Raw genomic sequence first — 23,631 nt, 5'->3', positions numbered from 1 at the left:
GCCACCTCGCTGCCCCCATCAGCGACCCCCCATCGAGGAGTGGCCCGTGCGTACATCCCTGGCCCTCGCCGTCTCGGCCGCGCTGGTGGCCGGGACGGCCCTGGTCCTGTCCCCCGCCGCCCACGCCGCCGAGTCCGGCACGTCGGTCCGGTTCGTCGACATCGCCGGCGACGGCGGCACCGTCCTCAAGGCCAACGTCGTCACGCCCGCCGGGGCCGACGGCTCCGGCCGGTACCCCGTGGTCGTGCTGCCGACCAGCTGGGGCCTGCCGCAGATCGAGTACCTGGCGCAGGCGCGGCGGCTCGCCGACTCCGGGTACGTCGTGGTGAGCTACAACGCGCGCGGGTTCTGGGAGTCGGGCGGGGAGATCGAGACCGCCGGACCCCGGGACGTGGCCGACGCGACCAGGGTGATCGACTGGGCGCTCGCGCACACCCCGGCGGATCCGGCCAGGATCGGTATGGCGGGCGTCAGTTACGGCGCCGGGATCAGCCTGCTCGCCGCCGCGCAGGACTCCCGGATCAAGGCCGTCGCCGCACTGAGCGGCTGGGCCGACCTCATCGACTCCATCTACAGCGGCCGCACCCAGCACCTCCAGGCCGCCGCGCTGCTCGGCGGAGCGGGATACCTCACCGGCCGCCCCGGGCCCGAACTGGAGAAGGTCCTGAAGGACTTCCTCTCGTCCGACCTCGACCAGGAGGACGAGATGATCGCCTGGGGCCGGCAGCGGTCCCCCGTCACCCAGGTCGACCGGATCAACGCCCACGGCACCGCGATCATGCTCGGCAACGCCTGGGGCGACACCATCTTCCCGCCCAACCAGTACGCGAGCTTCTACGAGAAGCTGAAGGGCCCCAAGCGGCTGGAGTTCCGCCCCGGCGACCACGCCACCGCCGAGGTCACCGGCCTCCTCGGTCTGCCCAACGACACCTGGACCAGCGCCCACCGCTGGTTCGACCGGTATCTGAAGGGCACCGACAACGGCGTCGACCGCGAGCGGCCGGTGCGGATCAAGCCGCGCTCCGACGGCGGCTACGAGGGGTACGCCGACTGGGCGTCCGTCCAGGCGCACCGCGACCGGCTCGCGCTGAACGACCCCGAGCACCTGTGGACCGGCGCGGACTCCGGCGCCAACGGCGGCGTCGTCCTGCTCAGCAACCTCCTGGACCAGCTGACGCGGACCCCGCCGACCGTCTCCGTGCCGCTCCTCCCCCGCGCCTTCGCCGCCGTCTGGCAGTCGGGGCGGTACGACTCCGGGGCGGCGGTGCGCGGCACGCCCGTGCTGCACACCACGGTCACGCCGACCGCGTCGAGCGGCACCTTCGTCGCCTACCTCTACGACGTGGGCCCGCTCGGCGTCGGGAAGCTGGTCTCCCACGCCCCGTACACCTTCCACGACCGCACGCCGGGCCGGCCGTTCACCGCGGACCTGGAGCTGTTCTCCACCGCGTACGACGTCCCGGCCGGCCACCGGCTCGCGCTGGTCGTCGACGCCGCCGACCCGCTGTACATCGAGCACAACCCGGCCGGCGCGCAGCTGACCTTCTCCTCCCCCGCGTCCGATCCCTCGTACCTGTCGGTGCCGATGCGGGAGGAGTGATCACGGCTGCTGCCGGGCCGGTTTCAGGCCCGTGCGGGGGCCCGTAGAGGGGTCACTCGCGGCCCGGCAGCGTGATCACCGGTGCGGCGGGAGCGACGTCCACCCCCTTCGTACGGGGGTCGCGGCGCTCCCGGCGCGCGACCCAGGTCGCGAACCAGGAGAGCAGCATGCACATGCCGATGTAGATCGGCGAGATCACCAGGACGACCGGGATGAACGGCAGGTCGTAGTCGAGGTCGGAGGCGATCAGCTTGCCCGCGTGGAGGAACTCCTCGTAGGTGATGAGGTAGCCGAGCGAGGTGTCCTTCAGCGCCACCACCAGCTGGCTGATGATGGCCGGCAGCATCGCGCGGACCGCCTGCGGGACCAGGACCCAGGTCATCACCTGGGTCTTCCGCATGCCCAGGGCGTACGCGGCCTCTCCCTGCCCGCGCGGCACGGCGTGCACGCCGGTGCGGAAGACCTCGGCGAGCACCGAGCCGTTGTAGAGGGTGAGTCCGGCGACCAGCGCGGGCAGCGGCTGCACCTTGAGCGCCACGAAGATGAAGAAGATCATCACCAGCACGGGCATGGCGCGGAAGAACTCGACGAGCAGGGTGGCGACCCAGCGCACCGGCCGGTGGTCGGAGAGCCGCCCGGTGGCGAGGACCGCGCCGAGCGCCAGGGAGAACACGGCGGCCAGCGCGAACGCCTTGAGGGTGTTGCCGAGCCCTTCGAGCAGCAGCTCCTGGATGCCCTCGTAGAGGAAGGGCCGCCACTTCACGGCGGTGAACTGGTCGGTGTCGAGGAGCAGATAGAGGATCCAGGCGGCGATGCCGAGGATCACGACGGTGGAGAGCACGCCGTAGAGCAGGTGCCGGCGGCGGGCGTGCGGTCCGGGGATGTCGTAGAGGGCGCTGGCCTGCGGCGCGCGGCTCATCGGGCCACCCCCCAGCGCTTCTCCATCACGTTGAAGACCGCGCTGATGGAGAGGGTGATGATCAGGTAGCCGACGGCGATCCAGACGAAGGTCCAGATGATGTTGTAGCCGAGTTCGCTCAAGGTCTTGTAGGTGCCCAGGAGTTCGGTGACGCTGAAGGCGCCGGCGATGGCGGAGTTCTTGGCGAGGGCGATCAGGGTGGAGCCGATCGGCGGGATCACCGAGCGGAAGGCCTGCGGCAGGACGACCGCGCCGAGGGTCTGGGTGAAGCTCATGCCGAGGCTGCGGGCGGCCTCGCCCTGCCCGACGGGGACGGTGTTGATGCCGGAGCGCAGCGCCTCGCAGATGAAGGCCGAGGTGTAGCAGCCGAGCGCGAGGACCGCGAACAGCTCGAAGGGCAGCACGATGCCGAAGCGGGGCAGGCCCAGCATGACCGCGAAGAAGAGCAGGGTGAGCGGGGTGTTGCGGAGGACGGTGACCCAGACCGTGCCGAAGACCCGGAAGGAGCCGACGGGCGCGACCCGGAAGGCGGCCATGACGAAGCCCAGGGCGAGGGCGAGCGCCGAGGCGTAGACGGTGAGTTCGAGGGTGCCGAGGAAACCCTCGCCGTAGAGCGAGAAGTTCTCTGTCAGTACGTCCATGTCAGCGGTGGGGGTCCTCAGTTGGCCGGGTAGCGGTCGATGGGCGGCGGCGTCGGGGCGGGGACCCCGGAGAGGCCGAGGGTCGCGTCGTACGCCTTCTTCCAGTCGCCGTTCTTCTCGTGCGCGGCGATGGCGTCGTCGAGGGCGAGGCGGAGCGCGGTGTCGCCGCGCGGCACGCCGATCCCGTACGGCTCCTTCGAGAACGGCTTTCCGGCGAGTCTGAGTTCGTCGGGGACCTTGGCGGCGTAGCCCATGAGGATGGTGTCGTCGGTGGTGACGGCGTCGACCTGGTAGGTGAGGAGGTTGTCGACGCAGATGGAGTACGTGTCGTAGGCGACGAGTTCGGCCTTCGGGTACTCCTGCTGGATCCGCTGGTAGGGGGTGGAGCCGGCGGCGGAGCAGACGCGCTTGCCGTCGAGGTCGCGCGGCCCGTGGATGTCGTCCTCGTCGGTGCGGACGAGGAGGGACTGGCCGGCCTGGTAGTAGGGCCCGGCGAAGCCGACGAGCTGCTTGCGCTTGTCGTTGATGGTGTAGGTACCGACGTAGTAGTCGATCTGCCCGTTCTGCAGGGCGGTCTCGCGGTTGGCGGAGGCGATGGTGCGGAACTCGACGCCGGTCGCCGGGTCGAAGCCGAGGGAGGCGGCCATCATCCTGGCGATCTCGATGTCGTAGCCGGAGTATTCGCCGGTGGCGGGGTCCTTCTCGCCGAGGTAGGGCTGGTCCTCCTTGGCGCCGACGATCAGCCGGCCGCGCTTCTTCGCCCGGTTCCAGGTGGGCGAGTCCGGCAGCCGGAAGCCGGACTCGACGCGGTAGGTGGGGAGTCGGTCGGGCTGCGGGCCCCTGATGGGCGGGCTGCCGGGCCGGCCGCAGCCGGCGAGCAGGGTGCCGGCGGCGGCGAGCAGCAGGGCGAGGGCGCCCAGGCGTCGGTGCGTGCGCTGCATGGTTCCCACCCGGTCAGTGCGAGAGGATCTTGGAGAGGAAGTCCTTGGCGCGCTCGCTGCGCGGGGCGGTGAAGAACTCCTCGGGGGCGCGGTCCTCCAGGATCCGGCCGTCGGCCATGAAGACGACCCGGTGGGCGGCGGAGCGGGCGAAACCCATCTCGTGGGTGACGACGACCATGGTCATGCCCTCGCGGGCCAGTTGCCGCATGACCTCCAGGACCTCGTTGATCATCTCGGGGTCGAGGGCGGAGGTGGGCTCGTCGAAGAGGAGCGCCTTGGGGTCCATGGCGAGGGCGCGGGCGATGGCGACGCGCTGCTGCTGGCCGCCGGAGAGCTGCGCCGGGTACTTCTCGGCGTGGGCGGCGAGGCCGACCCGGTCGAGGAGGTCGCGGGACCGCCGGTCGGCCTCCTCGCGCTTGCGTCCGCGGACCTTGATCTGGGCGAGGGAGACGTTGGCGAGGACGGTCTTGTGGGCGAAGAGGTTGAAGGACTGGAAGACCATGCCGACGTCGGCGCGGAGCCGGGCGAGGTCCTTGCCCTCGTCGGGGAGGGGCCGGCCGTCGATGCGGATCTCGCCGGACTCGATGGTCTCCAGCCGGTTCATCGCCCGGCAGAGGGTGGACTTGCCGGAGCCCGACGGGCCGATGACGACGACGACCTCGCCGCGGCCGACGGTGAGGTCGATGCCCTGGAGGACGTGCAGTGCGCCGTAGTGCTTGTTCACGCCACGCAGTTCGATCAGCGGATCGACGGTCATGCGCTGCCCTGCCCCATTTCCCGGCGGTGTGCCGTTTCGGTGTGTCGACGCTGCCGAGGCAAGGTGTCGAGACAGCGCAAACTATCCGCCGGGAAAAGGGACTTCACACCCGACACGCCCGAAAGGAGGCAAGTCGGGATTAGCCGTATTTACGGCAACCGGGTGGTGTCGGACGGGGCCTGCCGAAAGGTCACTCCTCGGCGGCCTCGGCGTACACCTGGGAGAGTTCGGGCGCCCCGCTCATCGCCCACTCGACGCCGTACTCGACCACCGGGACCTCGCGGCCGGACTCCAGGACGACGACCGGACCGCCGTTCGGCCACACCTGCCAGCGGGCGCCCGGCACGTTCCGCACGATGACGGTGCCGAGGTAGAGCCCCGCGTCGTTGCCGAACCAGGGCAGCTCCTCGGCGTCGTCGCGCCAGCGCGGCGGGAGCTGGTCCAGCTCCTCCAGGGAGCGCGGGGAGTCGTCGAGCGTCACGCCCGCCCGCTCGACCCGGGCGCGGAGCAGCTCGCACTCGGCCAGCAGTTCTCCCACGCCCTCGGGGTCACGGTCGAAGGCCGCGGCCAGCGGGGACGGGTCGGGCTCGTGCCGCTTGCGCCAGTGGTCGAGAAACGGGATGTTCATCGGAACAGCGTCGCATCGTCACCCGCCGGTCCACCACCCGGCACGCTGAGATCGTTATGGAGCGCCCGCGCAGGTCACCGCGCTCAGAGGTCGAGGTCGACGACGACCGGGGCGTGGTCGGAGGCACCCTTGCCCTTGCGCTCCTCGCGGTCCACGTAACTGTCCTTCACGGCCTCGGCGAAGGGCTTGTTGCCGTACACCAGGTCGATGCGCATGCCCTTGTTCTTGGGGAAGGCGAGCTGGCGGTAGTCCCAGTAGGTGTACGGGTGGTCGTACTTGAGGGGGCGCGGGACGACGTCGGCGAGGCCCGCCTCGCGCAGGCCGGCGAGGGCGGCGCGCTCGGGCCCGGTGACGTGGGTGGCGCCCTCGAAGAGGGAGACGTCCCAGACGTCGTCGTCGGTCGGGGCGATGTTGTAGTCGCCGAGGACGGCGAACGGGCGGTCGCCGGCCGCGTCCTCCGCGACGGCCGCCTTCAGCGCCTCCAGCCAGCGCAGCTTGTACGCGTAGTGCTCGTGGGCGATCTCCCGGCCGTTCGGCACGTAGACCGACCAGACGCGGACCGGGCCGCAGGTGGCGGAGATCGCCCGGGGCTCCTGCACCGCCTCGTACTCCGGACCGCCGGGCAGGCCCAGGACCACGTCCTCGAAGCCGACCCGGGAGAGCAGGGCGACGCCGTTCCACCTGCCGGTGGCGTTGACCACCGACTCGTACCCCAGCGCGCGCAGCTCCTCGACGGGGAACTGCGCGGCGGTGCACTTGGTCTCCTGGATGCAGAGCACGTCGGTGCCGCTGCTCTCCAGCCAGGCCAGCAGCCGGGGCAGCCGGGCGGTGATCGAATTGACGTTCCAGGTGGCGATGCGCATGACGCCCAGCCTACTGGCGGGCACCGACAGCGGCCCGGAGCCCGCTCACAGCTCGGCGGAGGCGCCGGACGCGAGCCGCTGGTGGTCGGTGCCGCCGAGCCCGCCGATCTGCCGGTCGTAGATCGGCCGGGCCAGGTCGGTCAGGAGCGCGTCGTGGATGTCGTACGCCCGGCGCGGCTTCACCTCGCGGACGTAGTCGATCACCTCGGAGATCTTGTTCCACGGCGCCATCACCGGCAGCAGCAGGGTGTCCACCGGGCGGCCGGGGACGGTGAGGGCGTCGCCGGGGTGGAAGACGGCGCCGTCCACGAGGAAGCCGACGTTGGTGACGCGCGGGATGTCCGGGTGGATCACGGCGTGCAGCTCGCCGTGGACCTCGATGTCGAAACCGGCCGCGCTGAACGCGTCGCCGTGCCCGACGGTGTGCACCCGCCCGGGGAAGGCCGGCGCCAGCTGCTCGGCGACGCTACGCAGGGTCCAGATCTCGGTGGCCGGATGGGCGTCGAGGGCGGCCCGGAGCCGGCCCTCGTCGAAGTGGTCGGGGTGCTCGTGGGTGACGAGGAGGGCGTCGGCGCCGAGCGCGGCGTCCTCTTCCGTGAACATGCCGGGGTCGAGGACGAGCGTCCGCCCGTCCTTCTCCAGCCGGACGCAGGCGTGGGACTTCTTCGTCAGCTTCACGGCCTCACCCTACGCCGGGCGTGCGGGCCCGGCGTGGCGCGAGCGCCGCCGGCCTAGGCCGGCGGCGTGGTCTCCTCGGTGATCACGCGGCTGACCGTGGAGAGGGCGGTCTCGGCGGCCGGGAGGCCGCAGTAGACGGCGGTGTGCAGCACGATCTCGCGGATCTCGGCGGGTGAGAGGCCGTTGCGGAGTGCGGCCCGGGTGTGGTCGGCGAGCGCCTCCCGGTGCCCGCCGGCGACCAGAGCCGTCAGGGTGACGACGCTGCGGGTGCGCCGGTCGAGGCCCTCCCGGGCCCAGACCTCGCCCCAGGCGTAGCGGGTGACGAGCGCCTGGAAGTCCCCCGCGTCCGGGTCGGCGAGCGCCCGGTCGACATGGGCGTCGCCGAGGATCTCGCGGCGCAGCCCGAGCCCCCGCTCGTACGGGTCGGGGCGGACCGCCGGGCCCTCCGCACCGTCCTCGGCCGCTGCCGGGGCGGGGGCGGGCGGCTCGGCCGGGGCCGGGGCGGCGGTGGGGACGGGCGGCGGTACGGCCAGGCTGCCGCTGGTCTCCAGGCCGGTCGCCGAGAAGTGCTCCAGGAGCAGGTCGGTGACGGCGGCCGGCTGCTCGACCGGGGCGAGGTGGGAGGCGCCCGGGACGACGGCCAGCTTGGCGTCGGCGATGCCGGCGACGAGGGTACGGGCCTCGGCGGGGCCGGTCACCCGGTCCTCGGAGCCGACCAGGACCAGCGCGGGCACGCCGATGCTGCCGAGGGCGGCCCGGACGTCGAAGACGGCCAGGGCCTCGCAGGCGGCGACGTAACAGGCGGCGTCGGTGGTCCGCACCATCTGGACGGCCCAGTCGACGATGGCGGGCTGGTTGGCGGCGAAGTGCGGGGTGAACCACTGCTCGGGCGCGGTGCGCGCCATCGGCTCCAGGCCGTTGGTGCGGACCACCACGCCGCGCTGCCGCCACTCGTCGGCGGTGCCGAACCGCGGCGCGGTCGCGACCAGCGCCAGCGCGGCGACCCGGTGCGGGGCGCGCAGGGCGAGGTCGAGGCCGACGGCTCCGCCGAGGGAGCAGCCGGCGTAGCCGAAGCGCTGGACGCCGAGGGTGTCGAGGGTGGCGAGGAGGCGGTCGCCGAGCTCCGCGACGGAGGTGAAGGGCTGGGCGGGGGCGCCGCCGTGGCCGGGCAGGTCGAACCGGACGACGCGCCGGTCCCGGGTCAGCTCCGGGATCTGGCGGTCCCACATGTGGAAGGTGGTGCCCAACGAGGGGCCCAGGACCAGGACGGGAGCGTCGTCGGGCCCGTCGACTCGGTATTGCAGGGTGTTCGTCGGTGTCTCACTCACTCGCCCGAGCCTCTCATCCCGTCGCGTCCCGCGCGGCGCCGGGTCGGACGTCGCGGTGTGACGTGGCTCCCGCCGGGTGTCAACGGCCCCGGCGGACCCGGGCGGCCCTGCGGGCCTCGGCCAGCTTCCGCTCCTCGGCCGACCGCCGGGACTCGTTCTTCGCCCGGCCGGGCTTGCCGGGGACGGTGCCGATGCCGCGGAACTGCGCGCCGCCGCGCTTGGGGCGCTCGGTGCTGGGGGCGGCGCCGTCGACGGGGACGCCGGAGGGTGCCCTGGCGCCGGTGAGCCGGGTCAGCTCGGCCTCGCCGGAGCGGACCTGGGTGACCCGGGGCCGGAGCCCCGCGTCCGCCATGAGCCGGAGCACGTCCTTGCGCTGGTCGGGCAGGACCAGGGTGACGACGGTGCCGGAGCCGCCGGCGCGGGCGGTGCGGCCGCCGCGGTGCAGGTAGTCCTTGTGGTCGGCGGGCGGGTCGACGTTCACGACGAGGTCGATCTCGTCGACGTGGATGCCGCGCGCGGCCACGTTGGTGGCCACCAGGACGGTCACCTCGCCGGTGCGGAACCGCTCCAGGGTGCGGGTGCGCAGCGGCTGGGACTTGTCGCCGTGCAGGGCGGCGGCCCGGACGCCGCTGCCGCGCAGGTGCGCGGTGAAGCGGTCGACGGACGCCTTGGTGGCCAGGAACATGATGGTGCGCCCGTCACGGGCGGCGATCTCGGTGGCGGTGGCGAACCTGTCGGCGCCGTGCACCTGGAGGACCAGGTGCTCCATGCCGTCGACGGAGGCGGCCGAGGGGTCGACCGAGTGGACGACCGGGTCGTGGAGGTAGCGCTCGACGAGGAGGTCGACGTTCCGGTCGAGGGTGGCGGAGAACAGCAGCCGCTGGCCCCCTTCGCGCACCAGGTCGAGGAGGGCGGTGACCTGGTCGGTGAAGCCCAGGTCGGCCATCTGGTCGGCCTCGTCGAGGACGGTGATCTCCACCCGGTCGAGCCGGGCGTCCTTGCGTTCGACGAGGTCCAGCAGGCGGCCGGGGGTGGCGATCACGACCTCGGCGCCGTCGCGCAGCGCCGTGGCCTGCCGGCCGATCGACATGCCGCCGACCACGGTGGCCAGCCGCAGCCCGAGCGCCCCGGCGAACGGCGCGAGCGCGTCGGTGACCTGCTGGGCCAGCTCGCGGGTGGGCACCAGGACCAGGGCCCGGGGCTTGCGTGCCTCGGCGCGGCGCCCGGCGAGGCGCACGAGGAGCGGCAGCCCGAAGGCGAGCGTCTTGCCGGAGCCGGTCCGGCCGCGTCCGAGGACGTCCCGCCCGGCGAGGGCGTTCGGCAGGGTCGCCGCCTGGATGGGGAACGGGGTGACGACTCCCTGCGCGGTGAGCAGCTTCCGCACCTCGGCGGGCAGCCCGAGCTCGTCGAAGGAGACGACGGCGGGGAGGGCCGGCGTGGCACCGGCGTGCTGCGCGAAGTCGTCCTCGGCTGCGGTGGGGCGGGGGGAGCTGTTCATGGGGTCCATTGTCACCCGCCGCGGGCGGCCCGCCGGTCAGGGGCTGGTGGTGGAGACCGTGAAGACCCGCGGGAAGGCCGGATCGGTGAGGTCGACGGTGATGTCGGAGGTGGGGCGGGGGTCCTCCCGGGTGACGGTGGTGCCCGACCAGGTCAGGCCGTCGGGGAAGGTCCAGCCGACGATGTCGGCGTCCCGGCCGGAGACCGTGATCCGGCCGGAGGTGAGCGCCGAGCGGCTGGTGCCGGACTCGGCGAGGAAGGCGTCGAGGCCGGTCGCCGTGGTGGTGAACTGCACGTAGAGCCGGCTGGTCTTCCAGTTGCTGGTCTCGTAGTAGGCGACGCCGGAGGCGCCCGCCGGGACGGGGACCTCGAAGATGCGGCGCTTCATCAGCGAGGGCCAGTTGTCCTGGAGGCCGACGACGGAGGACTCGCGCTCCTTGTCGACGCCGCTCGCCCGGCTCTGCCCGGCGGAGATCACCAGGTAGCCGGCGGGGATGCCGACGAGCAGGACGATGATGACCGCCGTCAGCCAGCGGCGGCGGATCATCCGGCCGCGGTCCTCCGGCATCCGCTGCTCGGTGTGGCGCTGCTCGGGCAGGCGTTCCTGCACGCTCATGAGCCGGGGTCCTCCGGGGTGCGGGAGGCCCGGCCGTGCGTCCCGGGGCGGAGCGCCTGCGCGTACCGCTCGTACCGCTCGAAGCGCTCCACCCGGCGCCGGTTGGCGCGGCGGAACCGGCGGGCGACCAGCCGGGCGAGGTCGGCGGCGCCGACCATGCCGGCCTCGGGGCCGAGCTGGGCGCGGGTGATCCGGGCCTCGGGGCGGTATCCGCGGCCGGTGAGGTGGCGGCGGAAGGCGTCCCGGGCGGGGCCGATGAGCAGGTCGTCGGCGGCGGAGACGCCGCCGCCGATGACGAAGCAGGAGGGGTCGAGGGCGGCGGCGAGGTTGGCGATGCCGACGCCGAGCCACTGCCCGATGTCCTGGAGCAGTTCGACGCACATGGCGTCGCCCTCGCGGGCCAGCTCGGTGATGAGCGGACCGGTGATGTCGGGGACGTTCCCCTTGACCCGCTCGATGATGCCGTACGCCACCGGGGAGTCGGCGGCGGCCAGCTCGCGGGCCTCGCGGACCAGGGCGTTGCCGGAGCTGTACTGCTCCCAGCAGCCGCGGTTGCCGCAGGGGCAGCGGTGGCCGCCGGGCACGACCTGCATGTGCCCGAACTCGCCGGCGACCCCGTACTTGCCCCGCTTGACCTTGCCGTCCTCCAGGATGGCACCGCCGATACCCGTACCGAGGGTGATCATGACGAGGTGGTCCTCGCCTCGGCCGGCGCCGAAGCGCCACTCGGCCCAGGCGGCGGTGTTGGCGTCGTTGTCCACCATGACGGGGACGGCGAGCCGGTCCTGGAGGGCGTCGCGGAGGGGTTCGTTGCGCCAGGCGAGGTGCGGGGCGAAGAGGACGCGGGCCCGGTCGGCGTCGACCCAGCCGGCCGCGCCGATGCCGACGGCGTGCACGTCGTGCCGGTCGGAGAGGTCCAGGACCAGTTCGACGATGGTGTCCTCGACGACCTTGGGGCTCTTGGACTTGTCGGGGGTCTCGGTGCGGATCTTCTCCAGGATGGTGCCGTCGGCGTCGACGACGCCCGCCATCACCTTGGTCCCGCCGATGTCGATGCCCACCGTCGGCACCCGGGGCGCCGACAGGTGGGAGCGCCGCTCGCGGGTCCCGACGGTCCGCAGGACGCCGCCCCGGGCGGGGTCACGGTAGGTACTCATCGGCTCGATTCTGCCAGGAGGGGTGTCGGGTCCGCGTGATGTTGCGGCGGGGCGGGTCACGGGCCGGAGGGGCGCTCCAGCTCGTGGCGGAGGTCGTCCAGCTCGCTGCCGCCGGCCATCTGGCGGGTCAACTCGTCGAGCGTCACGGACTCCTTGGTGTGGCTCGCGGCCATCACACCGCGCTTGAGCAGCACGAACCGGTCGCCGACGAGGTAGGCGTGGTGCGGGTTGTGGGTGATGAGGACCACGCCGAGGCCCTGGTCGCGGGCGGCGGCCACGTACTTGAGGACGACGCCGGACTGCTTGACGCCGAGGGCGGCGGTCGGCTCGTCGAGGACGAGGACCTTGGCACCGAAGTGGACCGCGCGGGCGATGGCCACGCACTGGCGTTCGCCGCCGGACAGGGTGCCGATGGGCTGGTCGACGTCCCGCAGGTCGATGCCCATGCGGAGCAGCGCCGCGCGGGTGGTGGTCCGCATGTGCTCGGTGTCGAGCCGCTTGAAGGGACCCTTGCCCCTGGTCGGCTCGGAGCCGAGGAAGAAGTTCCGCCAGACGGGCATCAGGGGGACGACGGCCAGGTCCTGGTAGACGGTGGCGATGCCCCGGTCGAGGGCGTCGCGGGGGTTGGCGAGCGCGACCTCCTCGCCCTCGATGCGGAAGGTGCCGGAGTCGTGCCGGTGGAGGCCGGCGACGATCTTGATGAGGGTGGACTTGCCGGCGCCGTTGTCGCCGAGGACGCAGGAGATCTCGCCCGCGCGGACCTCCAGGGAGACCCCTTCGAGGGCGCGGATGTTGCCGTAGTACTTGCTGACGCCGGTCAGCTCCACCAGCGGGGTCGTGGTCACTTGGTCGCCTCCACGCGCCTGCGGATCCAGGCGTTCAGCAGGGTCGCGAGCAGCAGCATCGCGCCCAGGAAGAACTTGAACCAGTCGGGGTTCCACTCGGCGTAGACGATGCCCTTGCTGGTCATGCCGAAGATCAGGGCGCCGACGGCGGAGCCGATGGCCGATCCGTAGCCGCCGGTGATCAGGCATCCGCCGATGACGGCCGCGATGATGTAGATCAGCTCGTTCCCGACGCCTTCGCCGGACTGCACGACGTCGAAGGAGAAGAGCAGGTGCTGGCCGGCGATCCAGGCGCAGAAGGCGACGCCCATGTAGAGGCCGATCTTGGTGCGGTGGACCGGGACGCCGACCGCGCGGGCCGCGTCGGCGCCGCCGCCGACGGCGAAGATCCAGTTGCCGAAGCGGGTGCGGAGCAGGATCCAGGTGGCCACCGCCACGAGCGCGAGCCACCACAGGATGGTGACCTTCAGCTCCACGCTCCCGACCGTGAGGGTGGAGGCGAAGACGGAGTGGGCGGAGGGGAAGCCCTCCATGTCGGCGATCGACTTGGTGGAGACGGTGCCGGTGATCAGCTTGGTGACGCCCAGGTTCAGGCCGGTCAGCATGAGGAAGGTGCCGAGCGTGATGATGAAGCTGGGCAGTCTCGTCCGGGTCAGCATGAAGCCGTTGAAGGCGCCGACGGCCAGGGTGACGAGCAGCGAGACGCCGACGCCGACCCAGACGTTCGCGGTCATCTGGTAGCTGAACATCGACGACACCAGCGCGGAGCTGGTGACGAGGACGCCGGCGGAGAGGTCGAACTCGCCGCCGATCATCAGCAGGGCGACCGGGACGGCCATGATGCCGAGGGTGGAGGCCGCGTACAGGACGGTGCCGAGGCTGGAGGGGCGCAGGAAGCCGTCGGCGGCGACCGAGAAGAAGGCGAAGACGGCGATCGCGCCGACGACCGAGCCCAGCTCGGGGCGGGCGAGGAGCTTCTTCAGCGGGGTGGTGCGCAGGAGGCGTTCGTCGACGTGGTCGATGCCGTCGCCCGGTGCGGACGGGGGTGCCGTGGCGCTCATCGGGTCCCCCGCTCCGCGTACTGCTTCAGGGCCCCGGCCTGGTCCTTCGTGATGATCTGCGGCCCGGTGAGGACGGGCTTGCCGCCGCCGAGGACGTCGGCGTTGTAGCGGTAGAGCCAGAGCAGGTCGACGGCCTCGTAGCCCTGGAGGTAGGGCTGCTGGTCGACGGCGAAGCCGAGGGTGCCGTCGGCGAGGGCGGCGGCGACCTTGGCGTTGAGGTCGAAGGTGTCGATCTCGGCCTTGCTGCCGGCGCTCTTCGCGGCCTGGACGGCGGCGTCGGCGAAGGGGGCGCCGAGGGTGACGACGGCGTCGACGTCCTTGTCGGACTGGAGCTTGGCCTCGATGGACGCCTTCACGTCGGGCATGTTGGTGCCGTCGACGTAGAGGTTGACCAGCTCGCCGCCGAAGGTCTCCTTCGTGCCGGCGCAGCGCTGCTCGTGGCCGACGTTGCCCTGTTCGTGCAGGACGCAGAGGGCCTTCTTCCTCCCGCGCTTCGTCAGCTCCTCGCCGACGGCCTGGCCGGCGACGGTCTCGTCCTGGCCGATGTGGGTGAGGGCGCCGTACGCCTTGGACTGCTCGGCGCCGGAGTTCACGGTGATCACCGGGATGCCGGCCTTGACGGCCTTCGCCACGGCGGCCTTCATGGCGTCGGGCTTGGCGAGGGTCACGATGAGCCCGTCGACGCCCTTGGCGACGTACGAGTCGATCAGCTGCGCCTGCTGCTGGGCCTCGTCGCTGTGGGCGTAGAGGAAGTTGATGTTGTCCTTGGCGGCGGCCTGCTCGGCGCCGTTCTGGACGATGTCCCAGAAGGTGTCCCCGTCGCCCGAGTGGGTCACCATCGCGAAGGACCAGCGGGGGGTGTCCACGGCCGCCCGGCCCTGGGCCGCGGCCGCCTTGCGGGCGTCCTCCGCCCGCTTGCCGCCCGTGCTGCTGCACCCGGCGAGCGCTCCCGTGAGCGCGAGTGCGAGCACGGCGCCGATCGCGGCGCGTACCCCTCCTGTCCGAAGCCTGGTCACGAGGCCGTGCCCTCCTTTGTGTCCTTCTGCGTGCATTGCAGTATCGGTCATGCGGGTCAGGGCGCTCGTCAGGGGGCCCCGCCCCCGCTCCGGCGCGCCTACGGACGGACCATCAGCTGGAACTCGAAGGAGTAGCGGCCGGCCCGGTAGAGGTGGGAGCCGGACTCCACGGGCCGGCCGGTCGCGTCGAAGGTGGTGCGCTCCATGGTGAGCACCGGCGCGCCGGGCTCCTCGGCGAGGAGGGCGGCCTCCTCGGGGGCGGCGGCGCGGGCGCCGATCGACTGGCGGGCGGTGTGCAGGGTGAGCGCGGCGGCGCGGAGCAGCCGGTAGAGCCCGGTGGTCTCCAGGGCGGCGGCGTCGACGAGCCCGGCGGGGAGGTGGTTGCGGAGGTACGCCAGCGGCTCGCCGTGCGCGGTGCGCAGCCGCTCCAGGTAGTGGACGCCGGTGCCCTCGGGGACGCCGAGGGCGGCGGCGACGGCCGGTCCGGCGGGTTCGACGCGGTCGACGAGGACACGGGTGGCGGGGCGGTGGCCGGCGGCCTCCAGGTCGTCGTAGAGGCTGCTGAGCTCCAGGGGGCGGCGGACGCGGGAGTGGACGACCTGGGTGCCGACGCCCCGGCGGCGGACGAGGAGGCCGCGGTCGACGAGGGTGCGGATGGCCTGGCGGACGGTGGGCCGGGAGAGGCCGAGGCGTGCGGCGAGGTCGATCTCGTTGCCGAGGAGGGTGCCGGGCGGCAGGGTCCCGTCGGCGACGGCCTCCTCCAGCTGCCGGGCCAGCTGGAAGTAGAGCGGGACCGGGCTGGCGCGGTCCACGGAGAACGGCGGCAGGGGGGATCCGGACTGCTTGGCCACGGCTGGGAGCGTAGCCCCGCCCCGGGACGCCGGGAAGGCGTCGTACCGGCTTCACCGGGACGTGGCCGGCGCTTGTCCTGACAAACCTTGACACGGTCCGGCGGGGCGCCCACGGTGGGGCCATGCGCATCGGACTCATCGGTACGGGCCGGATCGGGAGTTTTCACGCGGGGGTGCTCGCCCGGCATCCCGGGGTCGGCGCGCTGGTGGTCGCCGACGCCGATCCGGCGCGGGCGGCCGCGGTGGCGGCGGCGGTGGGCGCCGAGGCCGTGCCGGACGTGCCGGCGCTGCTCGGGCGGGGCCTGGACGCCGTGGTGATCGCCTCGGCGACGGCCGCGCACGCGGAGCTGATCGCCCGGGCCGCGCGGGCGGGTCTGCCGGCCTTCTGCGAGAAGCCGATCGCGCTGGACGTGCCGGGCACGCGGGCCGCGCTGGCGGCGGTGGCGGAGGCGGGCACCGAGCTCCAGCTGGGCTTCATGCGCCGCTTCGACACGGGGTACCGGGCGGCCAGGGAGGCGGTCCGGGCGGGGCGGCTGGGCCGGCTGCACACGGTACGGACGGTGACCTCGGACCCGGAGCCGCCGCCCGCCGCGTATCTGCCGCTCTCCGGTGGGCTGTTCCGGGACTGCATGGTGCACGACGTCGACATCGTGCGCTGGGTGACCGGCCGGGAGGTGGTGGAGGTGTACGCGACCGGCTCGGACGCGGGCCCGGCGATGTTCCGGGCGGCCGGCGACGTCGACACGGCCGCGGCGCTGCTCACCCTGGACGACGGCACGCTGGTGACGGCGACGGCGACCCGCTGCAACGGCGCCGGGTACGACGTACGGATGGAACTGGCGGGCGACCGGGACCAGTTGGCGGTGGGCCTGGACGAGCGCACCCCGCTCACCTCGCTGGAGCCGCACTCCCCCGCGCCGCCGCCGAAGCCGTGGCCCGGCTTCCTGGAGCGCTTCGCCCCGGCGTACGAGGCGGAGCTGGACGCCTTCGTCCGGCTGGTGCGCGGCGAGGTCCCGAACCCGTGCGACGGGCACGAGGCGCTGGCCGCGCTGCGGGTCGCGGACGCCTGCGAGCGGTCCCGGCGCGAGCGGCGGCCGGTGCGGGTCGCGGACTGAGCGCGGCCGGCGGTCAGCCGACGGCGCGGACGGTGCCCTGGGCGAGGGCGCAGACGGTCTCCCCGCCCTCCTCGTCGACGGTGAGGAGTTCGCAGCGGACGACGGCCTGGCGCCGGCCCGCGTGCAGCACCTCGGCGCGGGCGCGGAGGGTGACGCCGACGGCGGGGCGGACGTAGTCGATGGAGTACCCGGCGGTGAGGACGGCCGGGCCGAGGACGGTGCCGGCGGCGAAGGTGATCGCGTTGTCGGCGGCGTACGAGAGGACTCCGCCGTGCACGAAGCCGTTCTGCTGGCGCAGGTCCTCGCGGATCGGCAGTTCGAGGGTGGCGCCGCCGTCGCCGAAGGCGCGGACGTCCGCGCCGACGAGGCGGCTGAAGGGCTGGGCCCGCAGGATGTCCCGGGCCATGGCGAGGGTGGCGGTATCGGTCACCCGCGTCACCCTACTCGTCGGTACCGTCCCGGGGGTCCTGATCGAGGAGACCGGCGTCGTGGACGAGGAGGGCGATCTGGACCCGGTTGTTGAGGCCCAGCTTGGCGAGCAGCCGGGAGACGTACGTCTTCACCGTCGGCACGCTCATGTACAGCTCGGCGGCGATCTCCGCGTTGGAGGCGCCGCGGCCGACGGCGACGGCCACCTCCCGCTCCCGGTCGGCGAGCCCGGCGAGGCGTTCGGCGGCGCCGGCCCGGCGGGGCCGGGCCTCGGGGCGGCCGGCCACGTGGCTCATCAGCTGGCGGGTGACGGCCGGGGAGAGCACCGGGTCGCCGGCGGCGACCCGGCGGACGGCGGCGACGATCTCGGCGGGCGGGGTGTCCTTGAGGACGAACCCGGCGGCGCCGGCGCGCAGCGCGCGCACCACCTGCTCGTCGGCGTGGAAGGTGGTCAGGACGATCACCTCGGGGGCGCCGGGGCGGGCGCGGAGCAGTTCGGTGGCGGTGAGCCCGTCGACGTGCGGCATGCGGATGTCCATGAGGACGACGTCGGGGGCGAGCCGGGCGACGAGGTCGGGGACCTCGCTCCCGTCGGAGCCCTCGCCGACGATCTCGACGGCCGCGTCGCCGCCGAGCATCAGGGTGAGGCCCGCGCGGACCAGGGGGTCGTCGTCGACGAGGAGCAGCCGGATGGTCATGGGGGCCACGGTAGCCAGGCGGTGACGGCGAAGCCGCCGCCGGGGGCCGGGCCGTGGTCGAGGCGCCCGCCGGCGAGGGCGGCGCGCTCGGAGAGCCCGATGAGGCCCTGTCCGGAGCCGGGGACGTGCGGCACGGGTCCGTCGGGGGCCGGATTGCGGACCTCGACGGTGAGCCCGTCGCCGGGCCGACCGCGCAGCCGCACGGTGACCCGGGCGCCGGGGGCGTGCTTGCGGGCGTTGGTGAGGCCCTCCTGGGCGATGCGGTAGACGGTGCGGCCGGTGGCGGCGGGTACGGTCCCGGGGTCGTCGACGGTGGAGTCGAGGACGACCGTCATCCCGGCCGCGCGGGACTCGTCGACGAGCGCGCCGAGGGTGGCGAGGGTGGGCTGCGGCCGGTCGCCGCCGCCGTTCTCCTCCCCCGGGGCGCGCAGCACGCCGATGATCTCGCGCAGGTCCTGGAGGGCGTCGTGGGCGCTGTCGCGGATGACGCCGGCGGCGCGGGCGATCTGCTCGGGCGGGGCGTCGGGCCGGAACTCCAGGGCGCCGGCGTGGACGCTGAGCAGGGTGAGCCGGTGGGCGAGGACGTCGTGCATCTCGCGGGCGATGGCCTCGCGGGCGAGCCGCTGGGCCTGCGCGGCCCGCAGCTCGGCCTCCGTCTCGGCCCGCTCGGCGCGCTCGCGCAGTGCCTCGACGAGCTGGCGGCGGGCCCGGACGAGCATGCCCCAGGCGGTGACGAGCAGGGTGAGGGAGACGCCGAGGACGATGCCGAGGACGGCGCCGGTCTCGGGGTCGGGCCGGACGAAGACGGTGGCGACGGCGCCGGCGAGGGCGATCCCGAGGATCCAGGCGATCTCCCGGAAGGGCCGGCGGACGGCCACGCTGAAGAGGCTCGCCAGCATGGCGCCGGCGGCGACCGGGGCGAGGGCGCCGACGACGGCCAGCACGGCGGCGAGCCCGACGGGCCACCGGCGGCGCAGCCAGAGCGCGCAGCAGGCGAGGGCGCCGACGATCTGGTCCACCAGATTGACGGCGTCGCTGTTGTAGCGGGCGCTGGTGTCGAGGGCGACGAGCCCGAAGAAGGCGGCGAGCAGGAAGACCACGGTGTCGACGACCCAGTCGCGGACGGTACGGCGCGGCCGGGCGGCCCCGCTCCCGCCCGGTTCGACCAGGTGGGAGGGGAGCAGCCAGCGCTGCCGGTCCGTTCGCGTCATATCCGCAATGTACGCAGCGGGGCCCCGGCGCACCGGTCCGCGGCGCCCGTCCGCGACCGAAGTCGCGCGGGTCGATACTTCGGTCGCGGGGCGGTCGACCGGCGGCCGACGCGGCCGGCCGGGCGGCGCGCCCATGATCGCCGCATGAGGAGATTTCTTGAGGTGACCGGCTTCCTGCTCACCGTCTTCGGGGTCTGCGGTGTGGTGCGGGAGCTGACGGACGGCTGGTTCTCGTTCATGGGCGCGACGCGCTTCCTGACCGAGCACGTGGGGTTCCTGGAAGGCCGCGAGGTCTTCGCGAACATCGTGGTCGCCGTGCTCGGCCTGGTCCTGATGATCGTCTCGGACCGGGTCGAGAAGAGGTCCTGAGCCGGTGGCTAGCCGCGGGGGGCGGTGTCGAGGTGTTCGGCGAGCCGGCGCTGGGCGCCGCCGCTCGCGCTGAGTCCGGCGCCCAGGGCGGCGCACGGCACCGAGCCGCCGAGCAGGGCGACGAGGAGCGGCCAGTCGCGCGCTTCGACGCAGTCGTCGGCGTGGGCGTACTCGCTGGCGATCAGCGCGGGGCACTCGTCGCCGTCCTCGCCGTACGGGGTGACGAGGAGGACGGCGAACCAGGCCCAGAGGAGGCCGGCGACGGCGAGGAGGCCGAGGCCCCACGCCTGCGTGCGGCGGGCGCGGGCGAGCAGCGGGGACTCGGGGGCGGCGGGGCATTGCTCGGCATGGACAGAACCTATCGATCGGCGGCGTCGGCACCGCGGCGGCCCCAGGCGGTGCCGGCGAGGACCAGGACGGCGCCCGCGAGGCCGAGGACGCCGGGCCGGTCGCCGGCCAGGGCGATGCCGGCGAGGGCGGCCCACAGCGGTTCGGTGCCGAGCAGCAGGCTGACCCGGGAGGCGGAGGTGCGGCGGACGGCCCACATCTGCACGAAGAACGCGAAGAGGGTGCAGAAGACGGAGAGGAAGAGGAGCCCGGCCCACTCGCGGGGGCCGAAGTCGAGCGCGGCGGCCCAGGGGGTGGTGCCGCCGCCGGCCGCGGCGAGGGCGGCGAAGACGAGGACGGCGGTGCCGAGCTGGACGGTGGTCAGGGAGAGCGAGTCGGCCGACCGGACGGCCTTGATCCGGGCCATCGCGAGGACGTGGACGGTCCGGGCGACCGCCGCGAGCAGGATCAGCAGGTCGCCGGGGGACGGGGTGGTGAACCCGGCGCCCTGGGTGAGCAGCACGACGCCGGCGACCGAGAGCCCGGCGGCGCCGAGGAAGCCCCGCGAGGGCCGCGTCCGGGTGACGGCGGCCTCGGCGAGCGGGGTGAAGATCATGGTGAGGCTGATGATCAGGCCCGCGTTGGTGGCCGAGGTGTGGACGACCCCGTAGGTCTCCAGGAGGAAGATCCCGGCGAGGATCCCGCCGAGCAGGGCGGCGCCGCGCCACTGCGCGCCGGTCAGGGCCCGCAGGCCCTTCCACCCGGCGGCGACCAGGACGGGCACCACCAGCGCGAACCGCAGCACCAGGACGGCGACGACGGTGTGGCCGGTGGTGATGCCCTTGGCCGCGAGATAGCTGCCGCCCCAGAACACGGCGACGAGCAGCAGCGGAAGGTCGGTGAGCCAGGCGCGGCGCCGGGCGCCGAGGGGGACGGATCCGGCGTACGGCGAAGCGGACGAAGCGGCCATGTCGGTACGGGTCTCCAACTCTTCGGAAGGGGTGGAGACTTCGGCGGCTCGCACGCGGGACGCTCACCGTACCCGGCGAAGCCGGTGGCGACTACACCCTTTTCTCAGGCGTAACTGCCGTACGTGGGGCGGCCCGCGCGCTCGTACGTGTGGAGGGCGACGCCGGTGCTGGTGACGACGGCCCCGGTGAGCCGGAAGGCGGTCGGCCGGGCCCCCTCGGTGAAGAGGCGGTGGCCGGTGCCGAGGACGACCGGGAAGACGTGCAGATGGAGGGTGTCGATCAGGTCGTGGGCGAGGAGGGTGCGGGCGAGACCGCCGCTGCCGTGCATCTGGATCTCGCCGTCCAGGCGCTCCTTGAGCGCGCCGACCTCCTCGACGACGTCGCCGCGCAGCAGGGTCGTGTGGGCCCAGTCGGCGGAGTCGAGGGTGGTGGTGGCGACGTACTTGGGCAGGGCGTTGAGCTTGCTCGCGACCGGGTCGGCCGGGTCGTCGTGCTTCGGCCAGTACCCCGCGAAGATCTCGTAGGTGCGGCGGCCGAGGAGGAAGGCGGTGGGACGGGAGAAGATCCCGTCGATGTGCCGGCCGAAGTCCTCGTCGCCGAAGGGCACGGACCAGCCGCCGTGCTCGAAGCCGCCGCTGCGGTCCTCGTCAGGGCCGCCGGGGGCCTGGTAGACGCCGTCGAGGGTGAGGAACTGGGTGAGGCTGAGGGTGGCCATGACGGTTGCCTTTCGGTCCGCGGAACGTCTTCTCCCATCCGTATCGACCCGGCCCGGCACCGCAACTCATCGGTGCGCGCCGAACTCGGTGTCCGATGGCCGCCAGCGGCGGCTCCCCGCCCCCGCTTTCCTTGAATCCGCAACCAGTTGTGTGATCTCAAGGAGGCGGGGAGCGATGTCCACGAGGAACGCGATGAACGGGACGGCGGTGCTGGTGACGGGCGGCAGCCGCGGCATCGGCGCGGCGACGGCGGTCCGGCTGGCCCGGGAGGGCGCCGACGTGGCCTTCACCTATGTACGGGACGAGGCGGCGGCCAAGGAGGTCGCGGCCCGCATCGAGGCGACCGGTCGGCGCGCCCTGCCGCTGCGCGCGGACGCGGGCGACGCCGGGGAGGCGGCGGGCGTGGTGCACCGGGCGGCGGACGACCTGGGCCGGCTCGACGTCCTGGTGAACAACGTCGGCATCGGCGTCCTCGGCCCGCTGGGCGAGCTGACCCTGGCCGACGTGGACCGCGTGCTCGCGGTGAACGTCCGGGCCACCTTCCTCGCCTCCCAGGCGGCGGCGGAGCGGCTCCCGGACGGCGGCAGGATCGTCACGATCGGCACCTGCATGACCCGGCGCGTGCCGGGCCCCGGCGGCACCCTCTACACCCTGAGCAAGTCGGCCCTGGTGGGCCTGACGCGGGCCCTGGCGCGGGAGCTCGGCGGACGCCGGATCACCGCGAACATCGTCCACCCGGGCCCGGTCGACACCGACCTCAACCCGGCGGACGGCCCGTACGCGGAGGCCCAGGCGGCCATGACCGCACTCGGCCGCTTCGGCACCCCGGACGAGGTCGCCGCCGCCGTCGCCTACCTGGCGGGCCCGGAGGGCCGCTATGTGACGGGCGCCGAACTGTCGGTCGACGGCGGCCACGCGGCCTGACGGGGGGCGGGGGGCTGAGCCTGGTGACCCGGGCCCGGCCTCGCCCGAGGGGCCGGGCTTCACCCGACGGGCTGAGCCTCGCCCGGCTCGGCCGGCGAGTGAGCCGAAGGGGCGCGCCGGGGGAACGGGTCCGAGCGCGCGGAGCCTCCCGAGGAACGAGGGAGGCGAGCACGGTCGGGCCCGTGAGCCCGGCATGAAGCGCCCCGGAGGCGAACCGAGCCCAAAAAAATGCAGAGGGCGCACCGGTGCTGTCGGGTCGGTGCGCCCTCGTGGCCGGGCGGGGTGTCGTACCCGCCCGGTCAGGGGCCGGTCGGTGTCGGCCGGCCGCGCCCCCGAGTCGTACGGGCTCCCCGTCAGCCGCCGAGTTCCTGGTGGCGGGCGGTGAGGCGGGCGGCGCCCGTCTCGGTGAGGGAGCCGAAGAGGCGGAGGCGGGAGATGCCGCCGTCCGGGTAGATGTCGATCCGCACCCGGGAGCCGACCGCGGGCGTGTCGAGCACGAAGCGGTGGTTGGTGTCGGGCTGGAGCCGGGTCCGGGGCAGGATCTCGGTCCAGTCGTCGGAGCCCTCGGCGGCGACGGAGAGCGCGGCCCAGCCGGCGCTGTTGCCCTTGAGGTAGGCGGTGTCGATCTCGACGGCGCGGATCTCGGACTCGGCGGCGAGCGCGTAGCGGATCCAGTCGTTGCCCTTGTCGCGGCGGCGGCGGGTCTCCCAGCCGTCGTCCATCTTGCGGGAGCGGCCGGGCTGGATGGTGTTGGTGGCCGGCGAGTAGAAGCGGTCGGAGGCGTCCTCGACCTGGCCGCCGTTCTCCAGGGCGGCGAGGTCGAAGGTGCCGAGGACGGCCAGCCACGCCGGGTCGGGGGCGACCTCGCCGTACACGCGGAGGCGGGCGATGCCGCCGTCCGGGTGCTGGTTGACGCGGAGGTGGGTGAAGCGCTGCTCGACGTCGACGGCGAAGCCGTTCGCCGCGTGGCCGCCGATGGCGGTGCGCGGGACGAGGGTCGTCCACTTCACGTCGTCGGCGAGCAGGTCCTCGGGCGAGGGCGAGCCGGGTACGGAGGTGGCCTCGACGGAGACGGCCTGCGGGTAGTTGCCGCGGAAGTGGGCGGTGTCGACGACGATGCCGCGGATCACGCCGGGCGCGCCGAGCCGGACGAGCGCCCAGTCGTGGTCCTCGGCGGTGGGGTGCGGCTCGGCGGCGGAGACGCCGCGCCGGCGGCGGGTCTCCCAGCCGTCCATGATCTTGCCCTTGTGGCCGAAGTGCTCGGGGTCGAACTCGGCGGGCTCGGGCTTCAGCAGGTTCTCGCGCTCGGCGAAGAACTCGTCGTTGGCGGCGATGACGCCGGCGCCGAGGCGGCGGTCGGCGAGGTCCGCGTACTGGGTGAAGGGGAACTCGGCCGTGCGGTAGTCGGCGTACGGGTCGCCGCCGCCGTACGGGCTGGCGTCGCCGGTGAAGGAGGGTATGCCGGTGCTCACG

At 73.6% G+C, this 23,631-nt stretch carries 25 protein-coding genes; 4 read left to right on the top strand and 21 right to left on the bottom strand.

Annotated features, from left to right (window positions below):
- Positions 1 to 46 precede the first annotated feature (46 nt).
- The gene (locus tag ABFY03_RS29405) at positions 47 to 1,600 is read left to right on the top strand and encodes an alpha/beta fold hydrolase (protein WP_319009245.1); all 1,554 of its coding nucleotides are present in this window, start codon (positions 47 to 49) and stop codon (positions 1,598 to 1,600) included.
- Between the two features lie 52 nt (positions 1,601 to 1,652).
- Here ABFY03_RS29405 and ABFY03_RS29400 read toward each other — a convergent pair whose 3' ends face one another.
- The 15 genes from ABFY03_RS29400 to ABFY03_RS29330 form a co-directional block, all read right to left on the bottom strand.
- Complete coding sequence (locus tag ABFY03_RS29400) at positions 1,653 to 2,519, bottom strand: amino acid ABC transporter permease (protein WP_319009244.1); 867 nt, start codon at positions 2,517 to 2,519, stop codon at positions 1,653 to 1,655.
- Positions 2,516 to 3,160 carry an amino acid ABC transporter permease gene (locus tag ABFY03_RS29395; RefSeq protein ID WP_319009243.1) on the bottom strand — a complete coding sequence of 215 codons (645 nt, stop codon included), beginning with the start codon at positions 3,158 to 3,160 and terminating at the stop codon, positions 2,516 to 2,518. Before ABFY03_RS29395 ends, ABFY03_RS29400 begins: the two co-directional genes overlap by 4 nt.
- 17 nt (positions 3,161 to 3,177) lie before the next feature.
- Positions 3,178 to 4,101: a glutamate ABC transporter substrate-binding protein gene (locus ABFY03_RS29390; RefSeq protein WP_346171213.1), complete on the bottom strand. Its 924-nt coding sequence runs from the start codon at positions 4,099 to 4,101 to the stop codon at positions 3,178 to 3,180.
- Positions 4,102 to 4,114: 13 nt separating this feature from the next.
- Positions 4,115 to 4,858: an amino acid ABC transporter ATP-binding protein gene (locus tag ABFY03_RS29385; RefSeq protein WP_319009241.1), complete on the bottom strand. Its 744-nt coding sequence runs from the start codon at positions 4,856 to 4,858 to the stop codon at positions 4,115 to 4,117.
- 190 nt (positions 4,859 to 5,048) lie between these two features.
- Positions 5,049 to 5,486 (bottom strand): DUF6278 family protein, encoded by a 438-nt coding sequence (locus ABFY03_RS29380; RefSeq protein ID WP_319009240.1) that lies wholly within the window; start codon positions 5,484 to 5,486, stop codon positions 5,049 to 5,051.
- Between the two features lie 83 nt (positions 5,487 to 5,569).
- Positions 5,570 to 6,349, bottom strand: a complete 780-nt coding sequence (locus tag ABFY03_RS29375) for an exodeoxyribonuclease III (protein WP_319009239.1) — start codon at positions 6,347 to 6,349, stop codon at positions 5,570 to 5,572.
- A 45-nt stretch (positions 6,350 to 6,394) separates the two neighbouring features.
- The gene (locus ABFY03_RS29370) at positions 6,395 to 7,027 is read right to left on the bottom strand and encodes an MBL fold metallo-hydrolase (RefSeq protein ID WP_319009238.1); all 633 of its coding nucleotides are present in this window, start codon (positions 7,025 to 7,027) and stop codon (positions 6,395 to 6,397) included.
- Positions 7,028 to 7,080: 53 nt separating this feature from the next.
- Positions 7,081 to 8,355 carry a bifunctional 3-oxoadipate enol-lactonase/4-carboxymuconolactone decarboxylase PcaDC gene (gene pcaDC, locus ABFY03_RS29365; protein WP_319009237.1) on the bottom strand — a complete coding sequence of 425 codons (1,275 nt, stop codon included), beginning with the start codon at positions 8,353 to 8,355 and terminating at the stop codon, positions 7,081 to 7,083.
- Between the two features lie 79 nt (positions 8,356 to 8,434).
- The gene (locus ABFY03_RS29360; RefSeq protein ID WP_346171212.1) at positions 8,435 to 9,853 is read right to left on the bottom strand and encodes a DEAD/DEAH box helicase; all 1,419 of its coding nucleotides are present in this window, start codon (positions 9,851 to 9,853) and stop codon (positions 8,435 to 8,437) included.
- Between the two features lie 36 nt (positions 9,854 to 9,889).
- Complete coding sequence (locus ABFY03_RS29355) at positions 9,890 to 10,468, bottom strand: hypothetical protein (RefSeq protein WP_319009235.1); 579 nt, start codon at positions 10,466 to 10,468, stop codon at positions 9,890 to 9,892.
- Entirely contained in the window at positions 10,465 to 11,625 is a 1,161-nt protein-coding gene (locus ABFY03_RS29350; protein WP_319009234.1) for an ROK family glucokinase, read from the bottom strand. Before ABFY03_RS29350 ends, ABFY03_RS29355 begins: the two co-directional genes overlap by 4 nt.
- Before the next feature lie 56 nt (positions 11,626 to 11,681).
- The gene (locus ABFY03_RS29345; RefSeq protein ID WP_319009233.1) at positions 11,682 to 12,470 is read right to left on the bottom strand and encodes an ATP-binding cassette domain-containing protein; all 789 of its coding nucleotides are present in this window, start codon (positions 12,468 to 12,470) and stop codon (positions 11,682 to 11,684) included.
- Entirely contained in the window at positions 12,467 to 13,531 is a 1,065-nt protein-coding gene (locus ABFY03_RS29340; protein WP_319009232.1) for an ABC transporter permease, read from the bottom strand. Before ABFY03_RS29340 ends, ABFY03_RS29345 begins: the two co-directional genes overlap by 4 nt.
- Positions 13,528 to 14,547, bottom strand: coding sequence for a sugar ABC transporter substrate-binding protein (locus ABFY03_RS29335; RefSeq protein WP_319009231.1), 1,020 nt, complete (start codon positions 14,545 to 14,547; stop codon positions 13,528 to 13,530). The genes ABFY03_RS29340 and ABFY03_RS29335 overlap by 4 nt, the downstream gene beginning before the upstream one ends.
- 98 nt (positions 14,548 to 14,645) lie before the next feature.
- Positions 14,646 to 15,359: a GntR family transcriptional regulator gene (locus ABFY03_RS29330; protein ID WP_346172323.1), complete on the bottom strand. Its 714-nt coding sequence runs from the start codon at positions 15,357 to 15,359 to the stop codon at positions 14,646 to 14,648.
- Between the two features lie 161 nt (positions 15,360 to 15,520).
- Between ABFY03_RS29330 and ABFY03_RS29325 the strand changes: the two genes are divergently transcribed.
- Complete coding sequence (locus ABFY03_RS29325) at positions 15,521 to 16,513, top strand: Gfo/Idh/MocA family protein (RefSeq protein ID WP_319009230.1); 993 nt, start codon at positions 15,521 to 15,523, stop codon at positions 16,511 to 16,513.
- 13 nt (positions 16,514 to 16,526) lie between these two features.
- On the opposite strand, the gene ABFY03_RS29320 is transcribed toward ABFY03_RS29325, so the two are convergent.
- From ABFY03_RS29320 to ABFY03_RS29310, 3 genes are read right to left on the bottom strand one after another with little or no spacing between them, the layout of a single operon-like run.
- Positions 16,527 to 16,919 carry a PaaI family thioesterase gene (locus ABFY03_RS29320; protein ID WP_319009263.1) on the bottom strand — a complete coding sequence of 131 codons (393 nt, stop codon included), beginning with the start codon at positions 16,917 to 16,919 and terminating at the stop codon, positions 16,527 to 16,529.
- Positions 16,920 to 16,953: 34 nt separating this feature from the next.
- Positions 16,954 to 17,640: a response regulator gene (locus ABFY03_RS29315; RefSeq protein ID WP_346171211.1), complete on the bottom strand. Its 687-nt coding sequence runs from the start codon at positions 17,638 to 17,640 to the stop codon at positions 16,954 to 16,956.
- A complete protein-coding gene (locus ABFY03_RS29310) occupies positions 17,637 to 18,851 on the bottom strand; it encodes a sensor histidine kinase (protein WP_346171210.1) in 1,215 nt (404 codons plus the stop codon). Before ABFY03_RS29310 ends, ABFY03_RS29315 begins: the two co-directional genes overlap by 4 nt.
- Positions 18,852 to 18,995: 144 nt before the next feature.
- Here ABFY03_RS29310 and ABFY03_RS29305 point away from each other — a divergent pair, with 144 nt between their 5' ends.
- Positions 18,996 to 19,220 (top strand): hypothetical protein, encoded by a 225-nt coding sequence (locus tag ABFY03_RS29305; RefSeq protein WP_319009227.1) that lies wholly within the window; start codon positions 18,996 to 18,998, stop codon positions 19,218 to 19,220.
- A gap of 358 nt (positions 19,221 to 19,578) precedes the next feature.
- Here ABFY03_RS29305 and ABFY03_RS29300 read toward each other — a convergent pair whose 3' ends face one another.
- Together ABFY03_RS29300 and ABFY03_RS29295 are read right to left on the bottom strand one after the other, a co-directional pair.
- Entirely contained in the window at positions 19,579 to 20,517 is a 939-nt protein-coding gene (locus tag ABFY03_RS29300) for a DMT family transporter (protein WP_319009225.1), read from the bottom strand.
- Between the two features lie 104 nt (positions 20,518 to 20,621).
- On the bottom strand, positions 20,622 to 21,233 hold the full coding sequence (locus ABFY03_RS29295) for a dihydrofolate reductase family protein (protein ID WP_319009224.1): 612 nt from the start codon (positions 21,231 to 21,233) through the stop codon (positions 20,622 to 20,624).
- Positions 21,234 to 21,408: 175 nt separating this feature from the next.
- Here ABFY03_RS29295 and ABFY03_RS29290 point away from each other — a divergent pair, with 175 nt between their 5' ends.
- Positions 21,409 to 22,158 (top strand): SDR family NAD(P)-dependent oxidoreductase, encoded by a 750-nt coding sequence (locus tag ABFY03_RS29290; protein WP_319009223.1) that lies wholly within the window; start codon positions 21,409 to 21,411, stop codon positions 22,156 to 22,158.
- A 353-nt stretch (positions 22,159 to 22,511) separates the two neighbouring features.
- Here ABFY03_RS29290 and alc read toward each other — a convergent pair whose 3' ends face one another.
- The gene (alc, locus tag ABFY03_RS29285) at positions 22,512 to 23,630 is read right to left on the bottom strand and encodes an allantoicase (RefSeq protein WP_346171209.1); all 1,119 of its coding nucleotides are present in this window, start codon (positions 23,628 to 23,630) and stop codon (positions 22,512 to 22,514) included.
- Position 23,631 lies beyond the last annotated feature (1 nt).

It is taken from the genome of Streptomyces roseofulvus (assembly GCF_039534915.1).
Taxonomy (GTDB): domain Bacteria; phylum Actinomycetota; class Actinomycetes; order Streptomycetales; family Streptomycetaceae; genus Streptomyces; species Streptomyces roseofulvus.
This window is presented reverse-complemented; position numbering and strand designations above follow the sequence as displayed.

What these genes read in the sequence shown, in the direction of transcription:
- ABFY03_RS29400 (WP_319009244.1), bottom strand. Translation starts at nt 2,519, where the DNA reads ATGAGCCGCGCGCCGCAGGCCAGCGCCCTCTACGACATCCCCGGACCG.
- ABFY03_RS29395 (WP_319009243.1), bottom strand. Translation starts at nt 3,160, where the DNA reads ATGGACGTACTGACAGAGAACTTCTCGCTCTACGGCGAGGGTTTCCTC.
- ABFY03_RS29390 (WP_346171213.1), bottom strand. Translation starts at nt 4,101, where the DNA reads ATGCAGCGCACGCACCGACGCCTGGGCGCCCTCGCCCTGCTGCTCGCC.
- ABFY03_RS29385 (WP_319009241.1), bottom strand. Translation starts at nt 4,858, where the DNA reads ATGACCGTCGATCCGCTGATCGAACTGCGTGGCGTGAACAAGCACTAC.
- ABFY03_RS29380 (WP_319009240.1), bottom strand. Translation starts at nt 5,486, where the DNA reads ATGAACATCCCGTTTCTCGACCACTGGCGCAAGCGGCACGAGCCCGAC.
- ABFY03_RS29375 (WP_319009239.1), bottom strand. Translation starts at nt 6,349, where the DNA reads ATGCGCATCGCCACCTGGAACGTCAATTCGATCACCGCCCGGCTGCCC.
- ABFY03_RS29360 (WP_346171212.1), bottom strand. Translation starts at nt 9,853, where the DNA reads ATGAACAGCTCCCCCCGCCCCACCGCAGCCGAGGACGACTTCGCGCAG.
- ABFY03_RS29355 (WP_319009235.1), bottom strand. Translation starts at nt 10,468, where the DNA reads ATGAGCGTGCAGGAACGCCTGCCCGAGCAGCGCCACACCGAGCAGCGG.
- ABFY03_RS29350 (WP_319009234.1), bottom strand. Translation starts at nt 11,625, where the DNA reads ATGAGTACCTACCGTGACCCCGCCCGGGGCGGCGTCCTGCGGACCGTC.
- ABFY03_RS29340 (WP_319009232.1), bottom strand. Translation starts at nt 13,531, where the DNA reads ATGAGCGCCACGGCACCCCCGTCCGCACCGGGCGACGGCATCGACCAC.
- ABFY03_RS29325 (WP_319009230.1), top strand. Translation starts at nt 15,521, where the DNA reads ATGCGCATCGGACTCATCGGTACGGGCCGGATCGGGAGTTTTCACGCG.
- ABFY03_RS29320 (WP_319009263.1), bottom strand. Translation starts at nt 16,919, where the DNA reads ATGGCCCGGGACATCCTGCGGGCCCAGCCCTTCAGCCGCCTCGTCGGC.
- ABFY03_RS29315 (WP_346171211.1), bottom strand. Translation starts at nt 17,640, where the DNA reads ATGACCATCCGGCTGCTCCTCGTCGACGACGACCCCCTGGTCCGCGCG.
- ABFY03_RS29310 (WP_346171210.1), bottom strand. Translation starts at nt 18,851, where the DNA reads ATGACGCGAACGGACCGGCAGCGCTGGCTGCTCCCCTCCCACCTGGTC.
- ABFY03_RS29305 (WP_319009227.1), top strand. Translation starts at nt 18,996, where the DNA reads ATGAGGAGATTTCTTGAGGTGACCGGCTTCCTGCTCACCGTCTTCGGG.
- ABFY03_RS29300 (WP_319009225.1), bottom strand. Translation starts at nt 20,517, where the DNA reads ATGGCCGCTTCGTCCGCTTCGCCGTACGCCGGATCCGTCCCCCTCGGC.
- ABFY03_RS29295 (WP_319009224.1), bottom strand. Translation starts at nt 21,233, where the DNA reads ATGGCCACCCTCAGCCTCACCCAGTTCCTCACCCTCGACGGCGTCTAC.
- ABFY03_RS29290 (WP_319009223.1), top strand. Translation starts at nt 21,409, where the DNA reads ATGTCCACGAGGAACGCGATGAACGGGACGGCGGTGCTGGTGACGGGC.